This is a genomic window from Citrobacter sp. wls613, from assembly GCF_005281195.1.
Lineage (GTDB): Bacteria > Pseudomonadota > Gammaproteobacteria > Enterobacterales > Enterobacteriaceae > Citrobacter > Citrobacter gillenii.
In genome coordinates this window covers 331,232-346,582 of the sequence record NZ_SZXN01000080.1, presented here as the reverse complement: position 1 = coordinate 346,582, position 15,351 = coordinate 331,232, and the positions used below count along the sequence as shown (strand labels likewise).

General features: G+C 48.5%; 18 protein-coding genes, 1 tRNA gene and 1 pseudogene. 8 read left to right on the top strand and 12 right to left on the bottom strand.

Going from position 1 to position 15,351, the window contains the following annotated elements; translation table 11 throughout:
- Window positions 1-86: 86 nt before the first annotated feature.
- Together FDX01_RS20660 and FDX01_RS20655 are read right to left on the bottom strand one after the other, a co-directional pair.
- Window positions 87-320 carry a DinI family protein gene (locus tag FDX01_RS20660; RefSeq protein WP_065554934.1) on the bottom strand — a complete coding sequence of 78 codons (234 nt, stop codon included), beginning with the start codon at window positions 318-320 and terminating at the stop codon, window positions 87-89.
- A gap of 282 nt (window positions 321-602) precedes the next feature.
- Complete coding sequence (locus FDX01_RS20655; RefSeq protein WP_137400379.1) at window positions 603-1,694, bottom strand: permease; 1,092 nt, start codon at window positions 1,692-1,694, stop codon at window positions 603-605.
- A 100-nt stretch (window positions 1,695-1,794) separates the two neighbouring features.
- Here FDX01_RS20655 and FDX01_RS20650 point away from each other — a divergent pair, with 100 nt between their 5' ends.
- Window positions 1,795-2,091, top strand: a complete 297-nt coding sequence (locus FDX01_RS20650) for a metalloregulator ArsR/SmtB family transcription factor (RefSeq protein ID WP_065554936.1) — start codon at window positions 1,795-1,797, stop codon at window positions 2,089-2,091.
- Window positions 2,092-2,157: 66 nt separating this feature from the next.
- Here FDX01_RS20650 and arsC read toward each other — a convergent pair whose 3' ends face one another.
- From arsC to FDX01_RS20605, 9 genes are all read right to left on the bottom strand, one after another.
- Window positions 2,158-2,583: a glutaredoxin-dependent arsenate reductase gene (gene arsC, locus FDX01_RS20645; RefSeq protein ID WP_103285477.1), complete on the bottom strand. Its 426-nt coding sequence runs from the start codon at window positions 2,581-2,583 to the stop codon at window positions 2,158-2,160.
- 12 nt (window positions 2,584-2,595) lie between these two features.
- A complete protein-coding gene (arsB, locus tag FDX01_RS20640) occupies window positions 2,596-3,885 on the bottom strand; it encodes an arsenite efflux transporter membrane subunit ArsB (RefSeq protein WP_023305191.1) in 1,290 nt (429 codons plus the stop codon).
- A gap of 47 nt (window positions 3,886-3,932) precedes the next feature.
- Window positions 3,933-5,684, bottom strand: a complete 1,752-nt coding sequence (gene arsA, locus FDX01_RS20635; RefSeq protein ID WP_137400378.1) for an arsenite efflux transporter ATPase subunit ArsA — start codon at window positions 5,682-5,684, stop codon at window positions 3,933-3,935.
- A gap of 17 nt (window positions 5,685-5,701) precedes the next feature.
- On the bottom strand, window positions 5,702-6,064 hold the full coding sequence (gene arsD, locus FDX01_RS20630) for an arsenite efflux transporter metallochaperone ArsD (protein ID WP_000855179.1): 363 nt from the start codon (window positions 6,062-6,064) through the stop codon (window positions 5,702-5,704).
- A gap of 47 nt (window positions 6,065-6,111) precedes the next feature.
- A complete protein-coding gene (gene arsR, locus FDX01_RS20625) occupies window positions 6,112-6,465 on the bottom strand; it encodes an As(III)-sensing metalloregulatory transcriptional repressor ArsR (protein WP_044700602.1) in 354 nt (117 codons plus the stop codon).
- Between the two features lie 123 nt (window positions 6,466-6,588).
- Window positions 6,589-7,134, bottom strand: coding sequence for a replication protein P (locus FDX01_RS20620; protein ID WP_122984015.1), 546 nt, complete (start codon window positions 7,132-7,134; stop codon window positions 6,589-6,591).
- Window positions 7,046-7,957: a DnaT-like ssDNA-binding domain-containing protein gene (locus FDX01_RS20615; RefSeq protein WP_170974787.1), complete on the bottom strand. Its 912-nt coding sequence runs from the start codon at window positions 7,955-7,957 to the stop codon at window positions 7,046-7,048. The genes FDX01_RS20620 and FDX01_RS20615 overlap by 89 nt, the downstream gene beginning before the upstream one ends.
- A 252-nt stretch (window positions 7,958-8,209) precedes the next feature.
- Window positions 8,210-8,764 carry a toxin YdaT family protein gene (locus tag FDX01_RS20610; RefSeq protein ID WP_103285479.1) on the bottom strand — a complete coding sequence of 185 codons (555 nt, stop codon included), beginning with the start codon at window positions 8,762-8,764 and terminating at the stop codon, window positions 8,210-8,212.
- A 3-nt stretch (window positions 8,765-8,767) separates the two neighbouring features.
- A complete protein-coding gene (locus tag FDX01_RS20605) occupies window positions 8,768-8,980 on the bottom strand; it encodes a helix-turn-helix transcriptional regulator (protein WP_003832309.1) in 213 nt (70 codons plus the stop codon).
- Between the two features lie 105 nt (window positions 8,981-9,085).
- Between FDX01_RS20605 and FDX01_RS20600 the strand changes: the two genes are divergently transcribed.
- From FDX01_RS20600 to FDX01_RS20575, 6 genes and pseudogenes are all read left to right on the top strand, one after another.
- The gene (locus tag FDX01_RS20600; RefSeq protein WP_003832307.1) at window positions 9,086-9,466 is read left to right on the top strand and encodes a helix-turn-helix domain-containing protein; all 381 of its coding nucleotides are present in this window, start codon (window positions 9,086-9,088) and stop codon (window positions 9,464-9,466) included.
- 293 nt (window positions 9,467-9,759) lie between these two features.
- Window positions 9,760-9,900 (top strand): annotated as a pseudogene (locus FDX01_RS20595) (hypothetical protein); the annotation flags it as partial.
- Window positions 9,901-9,945: 45 nt separating this feature from the next.
- Window positions 9,946-10,284 (top strand): Rrf2 family transcriptional regulator, encoded by a 339-nt coding sequence (locus tag FDX01_RS20590; protein WP_225280726.1) that lies wholly within the window; start codon window positions 9,946-9,948, stop codon window positions 10,282-10,284.
- A gap of 141 nt (window positions 10,285-10,425) precedes the next feature.
- The gene (locus FDX01_RS20585) at window positions 10,426-12,897 is read left to right on the top strand and encodes an exonuclease (protein ID WP_137400376.1); all 2,472 of its coding nucleotides are present in this window, start codon (window positions 10,426-10,428) and stop codon (window positions 12,895-12,897) included.
- 70 nt (window positions 12,898-12,967) lie between these two features.
- Window positions 12,968-13,210, top strand: a complete 243-nt coding sequence (locus tag FDX01_RS20580) for a DUF4224 domain-containing protein (protein ID WP_071667664.1) — start codon at window positions 12,968-12,970, stop codon at window positions 13,208-13,210.
- Window positions 13,185-14,228: a tyrosine-type recombinase/integrase gene (locus FDX01_RS20575; protein WP_103285481.1), complete on the top strand. Its 1,044-nt coding sequence runs from the start codon at window positions 13,185-13,187 to the stop codon at window positions 14,226-14,228. The genes FDX01_RS20580 and FDX01_RS20575 overlap by 26 nt, the downstream gene beginning before the upstream one ends.
- 66 nt (window positions 14,229-14,294) lie before the next feature.
- On the opposite strand, the gene FDX01_RS20570 is transcribed toward FDX01_RS20575, so the two are convergent.
- A tRNA-Ser gene (locus tag FDX01_RS20570) sits at window positions 14,295-14,384 on the bottom strand.
- A gap of 93 nt (window positions 14,385-14,477) precedes the next feature.
- Here FDX01_RS20570 and mtfA point away from each other — a divergent pair.
- Window positions 14,478-15,275 (top strand): DgsA anti-repressor MtfA, encoded by a 798-nt coding sequence (gene mtfA / locus FDX01_RS20565; RefSeq protein WP_115258844.1) that lies wholly within the window; start codon window positions 14,478-14,480, stop codon window positions 15,273-15,275.
- Window positions 15,276-15,351: the final 76 nt, after the last annotated feature.

The window sequence follows — 15,351 nt, the reverse complement described above, 5'->3', positions numbered from 1 at the left end:
GGGCAGGATCGTCTACCGGGGTGGGGTCAGTCCACTTTCACTTAAACTCCCCCATGCAAACGGGATCAAAGTAACACCCAAAATAATTAATAAAACCAGTCGTCAGCACTTTCCCAGGTTTCCTGGAGAATAGTCTCTATTTTCTTTTTATCTTCCTTGTCACCCCCAAACACACTTAAACCATCGGAGCCTGCACGTCGTATGCTCAGGCTGCAGTTCTCATAGTGGTTGCCCAACCTTTTAAGCAATTCTTTCTCCAGTGCCGGAACAGCTCCCTTTGGAAGATCTTTAGTACTATCAATGGTTAGTTCAACTATCATATTAGCCCTCACTGCATATACTGTATGTTTATACAGTACACCGATACTTTGAAATGATCAATGACTTAAGAGCACAAATTGTTAACCTTAGCCTATAGATTTGATGAAAAAAAACCCGCCGAAGCGGGTTCATTTCTATAAGGACTTGTTGTTTTAACACCATTGCAAGTACGGAGCTATCAACGTCCTTAAATTTGGATAACATTTTTGATTAGGAGTGATTTCACAACGTTCATATGCTCGCCCCCTGCAATCTTCACTGGTTCTGTCTAGCATACCCAATTAAAATAACAACTGTGTTAGGTAGCCCATAATAATTGCCATCCCCAAAATAACGGTCAGGAATGCAGCAATCAAGGGTGTTTTGAACATGGATTTTAGCAGTATTACTTCCGTCAGGCTAGCTCCTGCGCTACCAATAATCAGAGCCATTACTGCTCCCGTCCCCATGCCTTTATCCATCAAGACTGATGCCAACGGAATTACTGCCTCAGCCCGTATATAAAGAGGTATTCCAATAACTGCACTTAATGGAATGGCAAATGGATTATTTTTCCCAGCATGAGTAGCAATCCACTCAGCAGGGATAAAACCGTAGATAAACGATCCAATAACAATACCTAACATTAGATAAGGTAATACATCTTTAAATTGAATCCATGCGTCCTGAAATGCCAGACGTATCACACTAGGATCTCTTACTACACTTTTCGAGAAGTTTTGTTTATTTGTTTGATCTTTTTCGCAGGTCAATTCACTACTTATGCTCCGAAATGCTGAGAAACTCTTAAATATTTTTTGCGGTTTAGAACAACTATTAGCCTCTACGTCCTGTTGATTTGATACAGAACAGCATGCTGGAGCACTCTGTAGTTTGGTTTCAAGAGTTTTTCCCCTACTAACACCACAACAATTAGCCAAGGATTTGGATGTTTCGACAATATGCCTGTCAAAACCAAGCACATCTAACAAAATACTTGCCAGTACGGAAACTGTAGCTGCTATAACAGCGTATAGCAGGGTCACTTTCCAACCAAAAGTAACCCACATCAGACCAATGATTATCGGGTTAAGCAGAGGCGAAACAAACAAGAATGTAAGTGTTGGACCAAAGCCTGCTTTTGCTGATAAGAGCCCGCGTAACATGGGAATTGTAGAGCAACTGCAAAACGGTGTTACAGCTCCTAACAACGATGCAAGAATGTACCCTTTCCCCTTTTTCGCACCTAACATTTTTTGAATCTTATGGTCGGGTATCTTTTGTCTGATAAGGCTAACACCTGCACTAATCAGAAAAAAAAGGACTGATAACTCGACAGCCAGAAACAGGAACATCTCTGCTGCGCTAGTAAACATAGAAATCAAGCTATTCATAAAACCTCCAATAAACCACATTTCTAGAATATTCGAATTATATGTGTAAGAGCAACATATTTCTGGTATTATCGAAATATTACTGAATGAGGAAGGCACCATGCAGCTAGAAGAAGTCGCCAAAGCTATGAAAGAGCTAGGCCATCCGACACGTTTGTTTATATTCAAACACCTTGTTAAAGCCGGTGAGCAAGGTTTACCTGTAGGCGATCTACAAAAACAACTTGCGATTCCTGCTTCAACACTGAGCCATCATATCTCCGCTCTAGTTTCTGTAGGATTGGTTAAACAAAATCGCGAAAGCCGCTCCTTAATCTGCGTTTCTCAATATGACAAGTTAGAGTCGATTATTGATTTTCTACGCGAAGAATGTTGCATCAACAGCCTAAAGAATTAAATTGAAGCATTACATTGTTTTCATTTGATAAAGGAGCCACCCAATTATAGGCGGCTCTTTTGTAGGCTATTTCAGTCTTTTACCTGAATCATCAACGACTTTTTCACCGTCTTCCTTGGCGAAAGCTGCTTTCTGAGCATCTGGAAGGATATCCAGAACCACCTCGGAAGGACGACATAGTTTAGTACCTAGTGGAGTCACCACAATCGGGCGGTTAATCAGGATCGGATGCTGCAGCATATAGCCGATTAACTGATCGTCAGTAAACTTATCTTCGGCAAGCCCCAGTTCTTCATAAGGCTCGACATTTTTACGCAGCAGCGCCCGTACTGTAATCCCCATATCCGCAATAAGTTTGACCAGTACATCGCGAGACGGTGGATTTTCAAGGTAATGAATAACGGTCGGCTCATTACCACTGTTGCGGATCATCTCAAGCGTGTTACGCGACGTACCGCAGGCCGGGTTGTGATAAATGGTGATGTTGCTCATATCAGTATCTCATTACAAAGTGAAAGAGAGACGTAGCGCCAGCGCGGCCAGCGTTACAAACAGCACAGGCAGAGTCATGACGATCCCGGTGCGGAAATAGTATCCCCAGGTGATGGTCATATTCTTCTGTGAAAGGACGTGCAGCCAGAGCAGCGTTGCCAGGCTACCAATAGGTGTAATTTTCGGGCCCAGATCGCAGCCAATCACGTTGGCGTAGATCATTGCCTCTTTAATAACGCCAGTTGCAGTGCTTCCATCGATAGAAAGAGCGCCAACCAGCACGGTAGGCATGTTGTTCATGATGGAAGACAGGAAAGCCGTCAGGAAGCCAGTACCCAGCGTCGCAGCCCAGAGTCCTTTATCCGCCAGTACGTTCAGCACACCTGAAAGGTATTCGGTTAGCCCGGCGTTGCGCAGACCGTAGACCACCAAGTACATCCCCAATGAGAAGATGACAATCTGCCATGGCGCACCGCGCAGCACTTTGCCGGTGTTAATGGCATGGCCTCGTTTAGCTACTGCAAACAGGATCACAGCTCCAACAGCCGCAATTGCGCTAACGGGAATACCGAGCGGCTCGAGGACAAAGAACCCAACCAGCAGAAGAATTAAAACTATCCAGCCGGTTCTGAAGGTTGCCAGATCTTTAATCGCCTTTGCCGGTGCTTTCAGGAGAGCCAGGTCGTAAGTCGGTGGAATATCTTTGCGGAAGAACAGATGCAGCATCACCAGCGTGGCGATAATAGCGGCAATATCCACCGGCACCATTACCGACGCATACTCAGTGAAGCCCAGTCCAAAGAAGTCCGCCGAGACTATATTCACCAGGTTCGACACGATAAGCGGCAGGCTGGCCGTATCGGCAATAAAACCGGCAGCCATGACGAATGCCAGCGTGGTGCCTTTGCTGAACCCTAATGCCAGCAGCATGGCAATGACTATCGGCGTCAGAATAAGTGCCGCACCATCGTTGGCAAACAGTGCCGCCACCGCCGCACCGAGCAGGACGATATACGTAAAGAGCAAACGTCCACGACCATTACCCCAGCGGGAAACGTGCAGCGCTGCCCATTCGAAAAAACCGGACTCATCAAGCAGCAGGCTGATAATAATTACGGCAATAAAGGTCGCCGTCGCGTTCCAGACGATATTCCACACCACCGGAATATCGCCCACATGCACAACGCCTGATATCAGAGCCAGTCCCGCGCCCAGCATTGCACTCCAGCCGATCCCTAATCCCTTCGGTTGCCAGATAACCAAAACAATGGTCAGGACAAAAATAGCGCCTGCCAGTAACATAAAACCTCCTGACAGGGCGACTTTGCCGCCCTGTATATGCCAAAAAATTAACTCATCAACTCTCTGAGCTTTTCAATACCGGCGGGCTCTGACGCCAGCACCGGAACAAGCGCTATACGCTCAGCGTGCTGATTCTTAACAGCCTCAATCTGAGGCCGTTCCTGCCGGGCGCGCTGGCAAAGCAACGGAGAACGCGTATCCGCAATGGAAAGGCTGTTATTGATAATCCAGCCCCACGGATGAATCCCCGCTCTTTCAAGGTCAGCCTGCAGGTTTGCCGCTTCCAGAACCGGTGTGGTTTCAGGAAGCGTAACAAGCAGAACTTTGGTTCTATCCGGATCCTGAAGCTGCATCATTGGGGTAGTAAAATGACCTTTACTCCCCATTTTTTTGGCAATCTCTCGGTGGTAAGCCCCGGTCGCATCCAGCAGCAACAGCGTGTGTCCGGTAGGGGCGGTATCCATGACAACAAACCGTTTACCCGCTTCACGAATCACCCTGGAAAAGGCCTGAAACACGGCAATTTCTTCAGTACAGGGAGAGCGCAAATCCTCTTCCAGTAGCCGTTTCCCTGCTTCGTCCAGATCTCTTCCCTTCGTCTCAAGAACATGCTGGCGATAGCGTTCGGTTTCATCGTGAGGGTTGATGCGGCTGACCTGAAGGTTTTTGAGGCTGCCGTTCAGCGTTGTACTCAGGTGCGCAGCAGGATCAGAGGTCGTGAGATGCACGTCAAATCCCATGTCTGCCAGCCTGACGGCGATAGCCGCTGCCATCGTGGTTTTACCTACGCCACCTTTGCCCATCAACATAATCAGGCCGTGCTCACTGCGAGCGATATCATCGACCAGGCCAGAGAGCGATAAGTTTTCAGGCGTGTACTGGATGTTCGTTACCGGGAGCGGTAATGCCTCAGAACCGGTATCCAGCAGTCCCTTCAAGGCTGAAACACCAACCATATTGACTGGCTGTAGTAATAGGGTATCTGTCGGTAGCTCAGATAAACCGGCAGGAAGATTTGCCAGTGCCTCCTGCTCACGTTGCCATATCGCAGCGGCCAGGGAGTCATGTTCAGCTTCGGCTTTAGGCAGCACACCATTAATCACCAGGTATTGGTTTTTCAGGCCAATTGCGGCGAGTTCTTCATGGGTGCGGGCGACTTCCTGCAGCGTAGATTTTTGCAGTCGCGCAACCAGAACCAGGCGGGTACGTTCAGGATCGGATAACGCCTCTACCGCATGAGCATACTGCTCACGCTGCTTTTCCAGCCCGGCCATTGGGCCAAGACAGGAAGCACCATCTGGATTACTTTCAATGAAGCTACTCCAGGCTCCGGGAAGCTGGAGAAGGCGAATCGTGTGGCCCGTCGGCGCTGTATCAAAAATGATATGATCGAAGCGGGTCAGCAGGGAAGCGTCTGTCAATAAGTCGGTGAACTCATCAAACGCCGCAATCTCAGTGGTACAGGCTCCTGAAAGCTGCTCGCTGATACTGTTAACAACGTCATCAGGCAAAAGACCTTTGATAGGATCAACGATTCTGGAGCGGTATTGTTTGGCGGCTTCCTGCGGGTCGATTTCCAGAGCGGAAAGTCCATGAACTGCTGTCACAGGGCGAATGGTGTTACCGATAGCCTGATCGAATACCTGGCCGACATTGGAGGCCGGATCTGTACTGACCAGCAAAACCCGCTTACCTTGTTCGGCAAGGCGGATAGCCGTCGCGCAGGAAATGGACGTTTTTCCTACGCCTCCCTTGCCAGTAAAAAACAGGTAAGGCGGGATGTTCTCTAAGAATTTCATATGTCCTCCTGACATATTCAGCAACAGGAAGTATTACCACCACAGCAGCTGGTGGGAGCTAACCCTACCTTCTCCAGCGGAATACCGAACCAGCGAGCCAGCTCAGCGCGTTTTGGGTATCGCCCAGCCATCACCGTTTCACCGTCCAACAGCAGTAGCGGAAGCCCTTCTGCTCCAGATGCTTCGAGGAATGCTTTCGCTTTCTCATTCTGAACAAAGCTCATGGGCTGCTGCGCCAGGTTGTAACGTTCAACCTGTACGCCACGTCCTTTCAGCCACTGCACATCAGCAGAGAAATCAACCAGAACCTGATCGACATCTGAGCCACATACGCCGGTACTGCAGCACATTGCCGGGTCAAACACCGTTAACGTCTTCATTCTGAATACCTCACATTCGGAAAATCATATATGTTCAGGCAAATTTTTTAGATGCAAACAGCCTTACCGCTACCAGAGCAGTTTGCAGATGCCAGCTTACGGGCGATGGCCTGTACGTCGTCCTGTTGGCTTAACCAGGCCTGCTCAATTACCTGAGCAGCCCATGAAGGAATATGCGGAGATAAGCGGTAGTGAACCCACTTGCCCTGCTTGCGATCCAGCAATAGTCCACTTTCCCGGAGCATTGCCAGATGACGGGAGATCTTGGGCTGCGACTGATCCAGCGCCGTACAGAGATCGCACACGCATAGCTCTCCCATTTCTCTAAGCAGCAACACGATGCCCAGCCGAGTTTCATCGGAAAGGTTTTTGAAGAGTTGTAGAGAAGTTAGTTCAGCCATTTTAGTCTCCTGAATTCTCTCCGTAGTTTCCTGCAATAGTTGAGTGTCGTCAACCATCACATTCGAAAATTCGAATATGATGGCTATGTGGTTTTAATATCAGATTTACTGATTGTTCATTATTCAATTTGTTAATCCTGCCGCTTTTCGACGCCTGTATTCATCTATCAGTAATTGTGCTGGCGTTGGTCCTGCCGGATGGCGCGGCGCTTCCAGTTGACGTCGAATTGGTGGGACACTTAGTCCATTACCAACATGCTTCGACCACTTCGTGAGTAACTTTTCTGCCAGTCGTTTCAGCTCCCCCTCTGTCATTTGTCGTTCTACGCCCGTTCTGCGCATTTCGATGCAGATGTGATACAGCACGGGCTGAGGCCATGGATATTTATCGCTTCCTGAATACCGATATGACTCATTGCGCCAGCGCCGGTATTCCGTCATAACCTGCTCCGATTTCAGTCCGAATGGATTCGCCCCACTCTCTGAAACCAGAGAAACAAACTCAGCCAGGTCAGGCGGCCATGTATTTCCCATCGCGCAGCGCTCCATGCATTGCTGACAGACCAACCTAATTTGCTGTTCAGTCATCGAACCTATCTGGGCTATCCAGATAGGCGAAGGCTCCGCCCCGTTCTTCTGGGTCCATCGGTTCGAATACACCTCCCCCATGACCTGCCACAGTCGCCAGGCTGTTTCCGTCGCCATCAAGTCCATTCCTGCGGCGCCACACTGCGTGTGCTGACTGAATTTGCTGAACTGCCCGGGATGCTGTTGGTTCTGATCCTGCTCCCACATGACTGTTACCTCCGGTTTCTGGTTTTACCTGCGTTCTCACCCGGGCTACATGTCGGGCAAATTTTTGTTCCCACTGGATTTGTGTAAAAACTTTCCCTTCCGACTCCCAATACGCGGTGAATTCTGCGAGTTCAGTCAGAAGGTAATCTGGTTCAGGCAAGGTGATACCCCACGATGCGGCGCGCTGTCGGAAGTCTCTGGAGGGAAGCCAGCTATCTGCCATGCTGAATTTCCCGATCGGTTCATCAACACCGTCCAGGTATCGGGGCATGGCCGGGGATGGCAGTTCATCCCCATTCAGATTTTTCATCGCACCCGCGTTAAGAGAGGGGTTTAAGATCTGTTTACTGCTAACTGCTTTCTGGATACCTGATGGCAAAGGTTTAGCCAAAGACTTAGCCTTATCCTTAGGCAAGGCGAAAGCCTTATCAAAAGCCATCCCCATAGCGTCAGAAACCCCGTAGCAGGCGGCTTTGAGAGCTTCATATGCTTTATCTTTCAGTGAACATTCAGGCAGTAATTCAAACGATCTTGCCCAGGATTTGATCACGTTTACTGATGCTGGCGGGTTATGTTTCACCGCATTAGGCAACCAAAAAACTCTGGCTTTAAGATCGGCTTCCACCATACCTAACGCTATGGCTTCACCTAAGGCTAAGTCGAAGGCTTCGACATCCCAGTTTAATTCTTCGGCCATAGCCGCCCTTCCCGCCTTATACAGCCCGGGAATAATCCCTGTGAATGGTCCAGTAAGCAGGTAAATAAACAGACTCTGCCCACTTGGCGGGAGTGGTGATAAGGCTCGAAACTTAGGATCATCCCACATGGTAATCTTCACCTTACGGTAAGGCTCGTTACTAGCCTTACTCTTAGGCATGGCCTTAGCCAAAGGATTAGGCATACTTCACCCCGCGAGTTGCAGTAATAATGGTCATTGGTCAAAACTCGATTAAAACAATTGCGGCGCTACGGCGCTTATACTCGCCAGTAGTGGTCCCGCCGCGTCAGCAGGTAGCATGTTGAACAATGCGATTGCCGCTTCACGAATCTCCTTCTCGAGCTTCTGTAACGGAGCACCGATTAATTTCGCCTGGTGTGCCTCACTGCATTCTTTGATAGCGTTAGCCACCAGCTCCGCCTCTGTGCTCGCATTACTTAACCCGTGCTTCCTGGCAATCTGAACTGGCATAGCGGCGATGATTGAGCCTGACAGCTGCATCACGTAAGCCGTGTACTTTTCTGACCCTCCTCCGTTTTTCAGATATCGAAATAAATTCTGTTTATTAACAGCAATTCCACGACCATCTGCCTTGGCCCACTCTTCAGCCACCAGCTGAGCGATCCGTTCCTGTGCCTGTCCTGGTAATGTCGATTCCCATTCACGAACGGCTGCCAATATGACGCGGTGCTGAATGCTGTCGCGTCGCTGGGGTTTAAATTGATTTTGCGATTTCACCGCAGCGGCTACTCGTGGTTTATTATGGGTATAAGCTACTGATTGCATCTTTCAGACCTCGCTTTGTGGCGGAAATACACTATCAAGAGAGCAGGTGCGCCCTAACTCGTTAAGCTTCTCCACAATCAATCTGCATTCCGGTAGGCCAGGCTGACGTGTTCCGTTCTCATAATTTGAGAGCCTTGACTGACGCCACCCGAATAATTTGGCTAATTGCTCTTGAGTTAAACCGAGCGCTTGCCGTTCTTTGGCGATGTTGTTCATCTTGTCCTCACATCTAGTGTTTAGCTGAATTAAACACATAATGTGTTAGATAGTCAAGACGAAACGTTCTTTGAGCGTTAACACGTAACGTGGTAAAAATCAGTAATGAATATAAACACTGCAATTGCCGCCAGACTGAAGCAGCTACGCGAACAGAAAAATATGTCGCAATCTAAACTCGCAGAGTTATGTGGGTGGGCTCAGTCACGCATCGGGAACTATGAAGCGGGTCGCCGCAATGTGGGCGTTGACGACGCTATAACGATATCTAAAGCTCTCGGAATTAGCCCGGCTGAACTGATGTTTGGTGATGATCACGCCGAATCATGGTTAACGCCAAAACATCGTAAGTTGATTACTCTTTTTGACCAGTTGCCGGAGTCTGAACAAGACAGAATGATCGATACCTTTCAATTGCGGCTGAAAGAAATTGATGAGTATGTCGAGAAGTACCTTCGGGGACGATTAAAGCCAACTGACGATTAAGCTACAATTTTTAACAATCTAACCAGCCTACTTGGCTGGTTTTTTTATGCCTTTCACCTTCCCTTTTCCCATATCGTTATCATCCTCGCCACCTTAAACACATGCCGTGTTGACTTTTAAACACATTTGGGGTTTAAATATAAACACAGTTTGAAAAGCGTCATCAAGGCAGGACGCCCACGAAGTAGCTGCCGGCGGCATACGAATCACCGGATGAGATGACAAGCATTAACACGCAGCAGGTTCAACGTTCCGCCAGCCTGGCGACAAGGGCAAAGCAAGAGGATAAATCCATGATCGATTTCGCACGTAAACCAGTGCGGTGTCAGGCCGTACATCTAAACCGTATTGAAGTAATCATTCGACTGATTTGCTACATGCTCGCCCAGAAGGGCGACCCGTCTGCCGACCAACAGACTTCAGTTCGTTCATAACGAGTTTGACCAATGGCTGTTGCCAGCATCAGTAAGGAAGTGACTATGGAGTTTGGAATGAAACGTGTGGTGGCATCTGTTCAGGTGGTTGCCATCCTCAACAGGGTTTATAACGGCAGCCCTGTTTCCGTCGCATCTATCAGTAAGGAATCAAAGCTGTCTGTATCTTACCTCGAGCAGATTTTCTCGAAGCTGCGCAGCAGTGAAATCGTCACCAGCCAGCGTGGCGCTGGTGGCGGGTACCACCTTAGCAAAGCAAACCCCAGCGTGGCTGACGTCGTTCGCGCCGTTACTCACACGCCTGATTCATTTGAACCCGTACTGAATGCTCTGGAGTGGGTCCCCGTTGCACAGCTGGTGCAGGGAAAATCCCCTACCCCATAAAGCACAAAACCCGCGCTTGGCGGGTTAAGTACCCGGTCAGCCGACCAAAGCTTTCCGGAACGAGTTTTGACCAATAACCACTACCTTAGGCGGCGATCATCAGCTGCCGGGTATCTTACAATCCTATGGAGCCCGAACGCAATGTTAACGTATGCGTATCTTATTAAAGCCAAAGCGAAAGCAACTGAGGCAAAAAACCTGTTTTGCTGGTTCTCTGCGAAATCAGATTCCCGTGCAGAACGCGAAATCCTCAATATTCTCGAAGACAACAATATTGCCGTCGGTCGTGGCGCCGACTATCAATTACCTGTCCGCACCAACTGGTTTGTTGTTGACGATCTTCCTGAGGAAAGCACACTTGATGACACATGGTGCGATCGTTACGAACTGGCAGAAGACCAGCAAACGTGGCAACTGAAACAGAAGCAGGATAATGAAAATCTGGAGGCTTCCAGCCAGCAAAAACCTGAAACCTCCAGTGCCAATGTACCCACCAGCGATGCGCCAGCATTGCTCCGCCCCATATCTCGCCTGCGCCTGTCTCAGCGGCTGATTGCGCACCTGTTAAATGACGGTGAAGAGAAGGAAATCAGTGAAGCGCGGCACGTCCAGATCGGACAAATGGAACTGGACGAAAATGATCTCTATATACAAAACCTGTTACTGGCCGTTGCAAATGTGCCAGCGGCGAAAGAGCTTTCTGCTCATGTCGAGTGGAACCTGGCAAACGCAATAAAAGAAGTCTTCGACCGTGAGCAGGTCTATAACATTGCTTCATTTGAGGAATTTATTACCGAATGGATTGCGGAACCGAAAGCGCGGACTCAAACCGTGCAGGAGTGGGTTATCGATAAGAAAGCACGAATTGTGGGTGATGAGCCCACCGTTCCACCTGTAACGCCAGAACTCATTACCGTTGCGACTCTCCCGCTACGCCAGCGCCTTTTGGCTCAGTTTATTTCTGATGAATATGCTTACCATATTGATACTGAACAGAAGAAAACCATTCAGGAACTTGAGCTGGATGTGGATAACAGCTATGTGCAGAACCTGCTGCTTGCCGCCGAGAATGTAGAACCATTCAGGAAAGCGCCAGAGATCGATATCTGGAAAATTGTCAGCGCGCTAAAAACTATTTTCCCGGTTGATGGTAAACGAGTGGATCTGTCTACCGTAATTCAGTTTTTTAAGGCCTGGTTCAGTACTGAACACATTGACCGCGGATTGCTGGTTAAAGAGTGGTGTAAGGGAAATCGTGTGTCGCAGATTCAGCGCACTGATACTGGAACGAACGCTGGTGGTGGCAATAAGACTGATCGCAATACCGATTATGCTCATACACTGGATACGCTCGACGTTGAGATTGCGCTGGCCACTCTTCCAATGGATTTCAATATCTACGACATCCCGGGTGGGGTCTACCGCCGGGCAAAAGAGATCGTCACCAAAAAAGAGAGTCCTTTTAAGGAATGGTCGGAAGCACTGCGAAAAAGCGCTGGCATTCTGGACTATTCGCGAGCCGCTATCTTTGCGCTTATCCGCGGTACATCATCCGAACTGGTTAAATTTCCTGGTCGGCTGCAGGCCTATATCAACGCAAACCTGACAGAAAGCAACCATGAAACACCATGCCAGGAAACCCTGCTGGCGGCTGGTCATGTGCCAGAAAAAAGCTGGGAAAACGAGGTTAACGAGAAAGTCACAGCTGAACAGAAGGCAGGAGTCGAACAACCAGAAATCGCTAACATGGGCAACGGCGTGTTCTCCATCGATGGCCTGATGGGTAACCAGCCAGCACACGCACTTTCTGTCGTAGACCAGGTACGCCAGCGCGCCGTCGAGAATAAGTTACATAATACCAATACAGAGGAAGCCACCAGCAATGTGCAGATGGAAGAAACTAACAACAACGAAATCAAAGCTAATCCTGAAGTGTCTCAGAGCGAAACAGCAGTTTTGCCAGTTAAAAGCGCTGATGCAACTGGTGACGCGTCAGCTTCTCTGAATAATGAACCCGTTCACCATATTGATACGGATCCCCTGAACGCTTTTTATACTCACCTGATGGTTGATATGGAAACTATGGGCAACAGTCCTGATGCCCCAATAGTCTCTATTGGCGCAGTATTTTTTGATCCTTCAACTGGTAACACTGGTGCCGAGTTTTACCAGGTTGTCAGTCTGGAGTCATCGATGTCGTTTGGCATGAAACCGGATGCGTCGACGATTCAGTGGTGGTTGAAACAATCATCTGAAGCCCGCTCTGCCATTCTTGTTGATGAAGCCATGGGGTTGCTTGAGACCCTCGAACTCCTGGCTGACTTTATTGCTGAAAACGCTGCTAACGGAAGCCACACAGTTCAGTTATGGGGTAATGGTCGCTCGTTTGATAACGTCATTCTTCGCCGCGCATACGCGTTAACAGATACCCCCTTCGCTGTTCCGTTCTGGAATGACAGGGACGTAAGGACCATGGTCGAACTGGGTAAATCTGTCGGTATAAATCCGCGCTTCGACATCCCGTTTGAAGGTGACATGCACAATGCACTTTCTGATGCCCGGCATCAGGTCAAATACGTATCAGCAATCTGGCAACGTCTGACCGCAAATTGATTTTCTAATTTCACAATTTATGGATCCTGCCTGGTATGTTTTTACAGGCAGGCCATCAGAGAGATGAGCTATGCACGAACTTACACTGTCTCCTCAGGAAATTGCAGAAATTACTGGCTATCAGCGCTACACCCACCAGCAGCGACAACTGCGGTGTCACGGCATACCGTTCACCACTGATGGGCGGAACCGCCCAATTGTATTGCGCAGAAGTATTGATCCCGGAGTTTCTGAATTACCTAAGGTCGATGAATATGTTGCACTTGAGCCAAATTACGACGCAATCAATGGGCAGACCAAGAAAAGATCCTAAAGACAAGCACCTCCCGCCACGCGTAACTAAAAACCGTTATAGCTATGTGTGGAAGCCAAAAGGAACAAAACAAAGCGTAACTCTTGCACCTATTACCGGGACAAGTATGTCCCGGCTATGGGCGCGCTATGAGGAAGAAAAAGCCAAGCGTTCAGACGTAATGACATTTTCTAAATTATGGAAGTTATTCACCAGCAGCCCAGCTTTTGCTGAACTGGCTCCGCGGACACAGACTGATTACAGGTCATATGAAAAAAACCTGGTCCCAGTGTTCGGGAATATGCGAGCAGATGACATAAAAATTGAGATGGTCAGGATCTATATGGATAAACGGGGCCAACGCAGTATTAACCAGGCAAACCAGGAACTCGGCGGGATGTCGCGAGTTTTCTCATGGGGATATGAACGAGGGTATGTGAAAGGAAATCCGTGCAAAGGAGTACGCAAGTTCTCTTTAAAAGCCCGTGACGTGTACGTGACAGACGAAGAATATCAGGCAATTTATGAAGAGGCGGCACCAGCTCTCCGGGTTGGCATGGAGATATCTTACTTATGTGCGGCTCGCGTTTCCGATGTTCTTTCTCTCAAATGGTCGCAAGTAAGCGAGGAAGGCATTTTTATCCAGCAGGGAAAGACCGGGACTAAACAAATAAAAGTCTGGACCGAGAGGCTACATAACGCCATCGAACTTGCAAAGACTCTGGGTGGACGGGAAACCGTTGTTTGTAGCAGTAAAAAAACTAAGTATTCAAAAAGTGGGTTTAACGATCTGTGGGAAACTGCAAGGGAAGCAGCAGGAAAAAAACTAGATAGAAAACTGCCGTGTACATTTCATGATCTCAAAGCCAAGGGAATATCTGATTACGAAGGCTCGAGTAAGGACAAACAACTATTCTCAGGTCACAAAACTGAAAGCCAAGTTGTGGTTTATGACAGAAAAGTGAAAATTTCTCCCACATTGGATCTTCCAGTATTGGGCAAATCAGAAGATGATGATGGCGAGTTTTATACCAAGTGAATATACCAACACTATACCAAGTGTGACATGAGTCGTTGAAAGGAATTGAGCTAAGTGTTTGAATAGTGGCGGAGAGAGGGGGATTTGAACCCCCGGTAGAGTTGCCCCTACTCCGGTTTTCGAGACCGGTCCATTCAGCCGCTCTGGCATCTCTCCGTTTTGGCGGTTGCCATAATGCCAGGTAATTTGGCATTTTAACAGACCCCGTTCCGTCAATTTCGTTCAAGTGACGAGTTTGCGAGCAAAACGATGATTAAGTGGCCCTGGAAAGAGCAAGAAACAACCCGGAATGATGACTGGCCGTGGGATGACGCCCTGGCAATTCCTCTTCTGGTGAATCTCACTGAGCAAGAACACGCCAGACTTATCGCGCTGGCTGAGCGTTTTTTACAGCAAAAAAGATTAGTTGCACTGCAGGGACTTGAACTGGATCCGCTAAAAAGTGCGCGCATTGCTCTGCTTTTCTGTTTGCCCATTCTGGAATTGGGTATCGAGTGGCTCGATGGTTTTCATGAAGTTCTGATCTACCCTGCCCCGTTTGTCGTGGATGATGAATGGGAGGATGACATTGGATTGGTGCATAACCAACGCGTCGTTCAATCCGGGCAAAGCTGGCAGCAGGGGCCGATTATCCTGAACTGGCTCGATATTCAGGACTCCTTCGATGCCTCCGGTTTTAATCTGATTATCCATGAAGTGGCGCACAAACTGGATATGCGCAATGGCGATCGGGCCAGCGGTATTCCGGCGATCCCGCTGCGGGATATCGCTGGCTGGGAACACGATTTGCATGCAGCAATGAATAATATTCAGGATGAAGTTGACCTGGTGGGTGAAACCGCTTGCAGTATAGACGCCTATGCTGCGACCGATCCTGCCGAATGTTTTGCCGTGTTATCAGAATATTACTTCAGCGCACCCGAATTATTTGCACCTCGTTTTCCTGCACTATGGCAGCGTTTTTCCCAGTTTTATCGGCAGAATCCCCTGCAACGATTACGCGATAACCGGGAAGATGAGAATAATCGCTCATCGAATGTGCATTAACGCTGCATTTTGAGGATTAATTAACCAATTGAAATGACGTGCTAATTTTACTGTTGACACGTCATGGTGAGGTCAG

What these genes read in the sequence shown, in the direction of transcription:
- FDX01_RS20620 (WP_122984015.1), bottom strand. Translation starts at nt 7,134, where the DNA reads ATGGGGGAGGTGTATTCGAACCGATGGACCCAGAAGAACGGGGCGGAG.
- arsC (WP_103285477.1), bottom strand. Translation starts at nt 2,583, where the DNA reads ATGAGCAACATCACCATTTATCACAACCCGGCCTGCGGTACGTCGCGT.
- FDX01_RS20655 (WP_137400379.1), bottom strand. Translation starts at nt 1,694, where the DNA reads ATGAATAGCTTGATTTCTATGTTTACTAGCGCAGCAGAGATGTTCCTG.
- FDX01_RS20650 (WP_065554936.1), top strand. Translation starts at nt 1,795, where the DNA reads ATGCAGCTAGAAGAAGTCGCCAAAGCTATGAAAGAGCTAGGCCATCCG.
- FDX01_RS20585 (WP_137400376.1), top strand. Translation starts at nt 10,426, where the DNA reads ATGTTAACGTATGCGTATCTTATTAAAGCCAAAGCGAAAGCAACTGAG.
- FDX01_RS20575 (WP_103285481.1), top strand. Translation starts at nt 13,185, where the DNA reads ATGGGCAGACCAAGAAAAGATCCTAAAGACAAGCACCTCCCGCCACGC.
- arsD (WP_000855179.1), bottom strand. Translation starts at nt 6,064, where the DNA reads ATGAAGACGTTAACGGTGTTTGACCCGGCAATGTGCTGCAGTACCGGC.
- FDX01_RS20590 (WP_225280726.1), top strand. Translation starts at nt 9,946, where the DNA reads ATGGAGTTTGGAATGAAACGTGTGGTGGCATCTGTTCAGGTGGTTGCC.
- FDX01_RS20600 (WP_003832307.1), top strand. Translation starts at nt 9,086, where the DNA reads ATGAATATAAACACTGCAATTGCCGCCAGACTGAAGCAGCTACGCGAA.
- mtfA (WP_115258844.1), top strand. Translation starts at nt 14,478, where the DNA reads ATGATTAAGTGGCCCTGGAAAGAGCAAGAAACAACCCGGAATGATGAC.
- FDX01_RS20660 (WP_065554934.1), bottom strand. Translation starts at nt 320, where the DNA reads ATGATAGTTGAACTAACCATTGATAGTACTAAAGATCTTCCAAAGGGA.
- FDX01_RS20605 (WP_003832309.1), bottom strand. Translation starts at nt 8,980, where the DNA reads ATGAACAACATCGCCAAAGAACGGCAAGCGCTCGGTTTAACTCAAGAG.
- arsA (WP_137400378.1), bottom strand. Translation starts at nt 5,684, where the DNA reads ATGAAATTCTTAGAGAACATCCCGCCTTACCTGTTTTTTACTGGCAAG.
- FDX01_RS20580 (WP_071667664.1), top strand. Translation starts at nt 12,968, where the DNA reads ATGCACGAACTTACACTGTCTCCTCAGGAAATTGCAGAAATTACTGGC.
- arsB (WP_023305191.1), bottom strand. Translation starts at nt 3,885, where the DNA reads ATGTTACTGGCAGGCGCTATTTTTGTCCTGACCATTGTTTTGGTTATC.
- arsR (WP_044700602.1), bottom strand. Translation starts at nt 6,465, where the DNA reads ATGGCTGAACTAACTTCTCTACAACTCTTCAAAAACCTTTCCGATGAA.
- FDX01_RS20610 (WP_103285479.1), bottom strand. Translation starts at nt 8,764, where the DNA reads ATGCAATCAGTAGCTTATACCCATAATAAACCACGAGTAGCCGCTGCG.
- FDX01_RS20615 (WP_170974787.1), bottom strand. Translation starts at nt 7,957, where the DNA reads ATGGCCGAAGAATTAAACTGGGATGTCGAAGCCTTCGACTTAGCCTTA.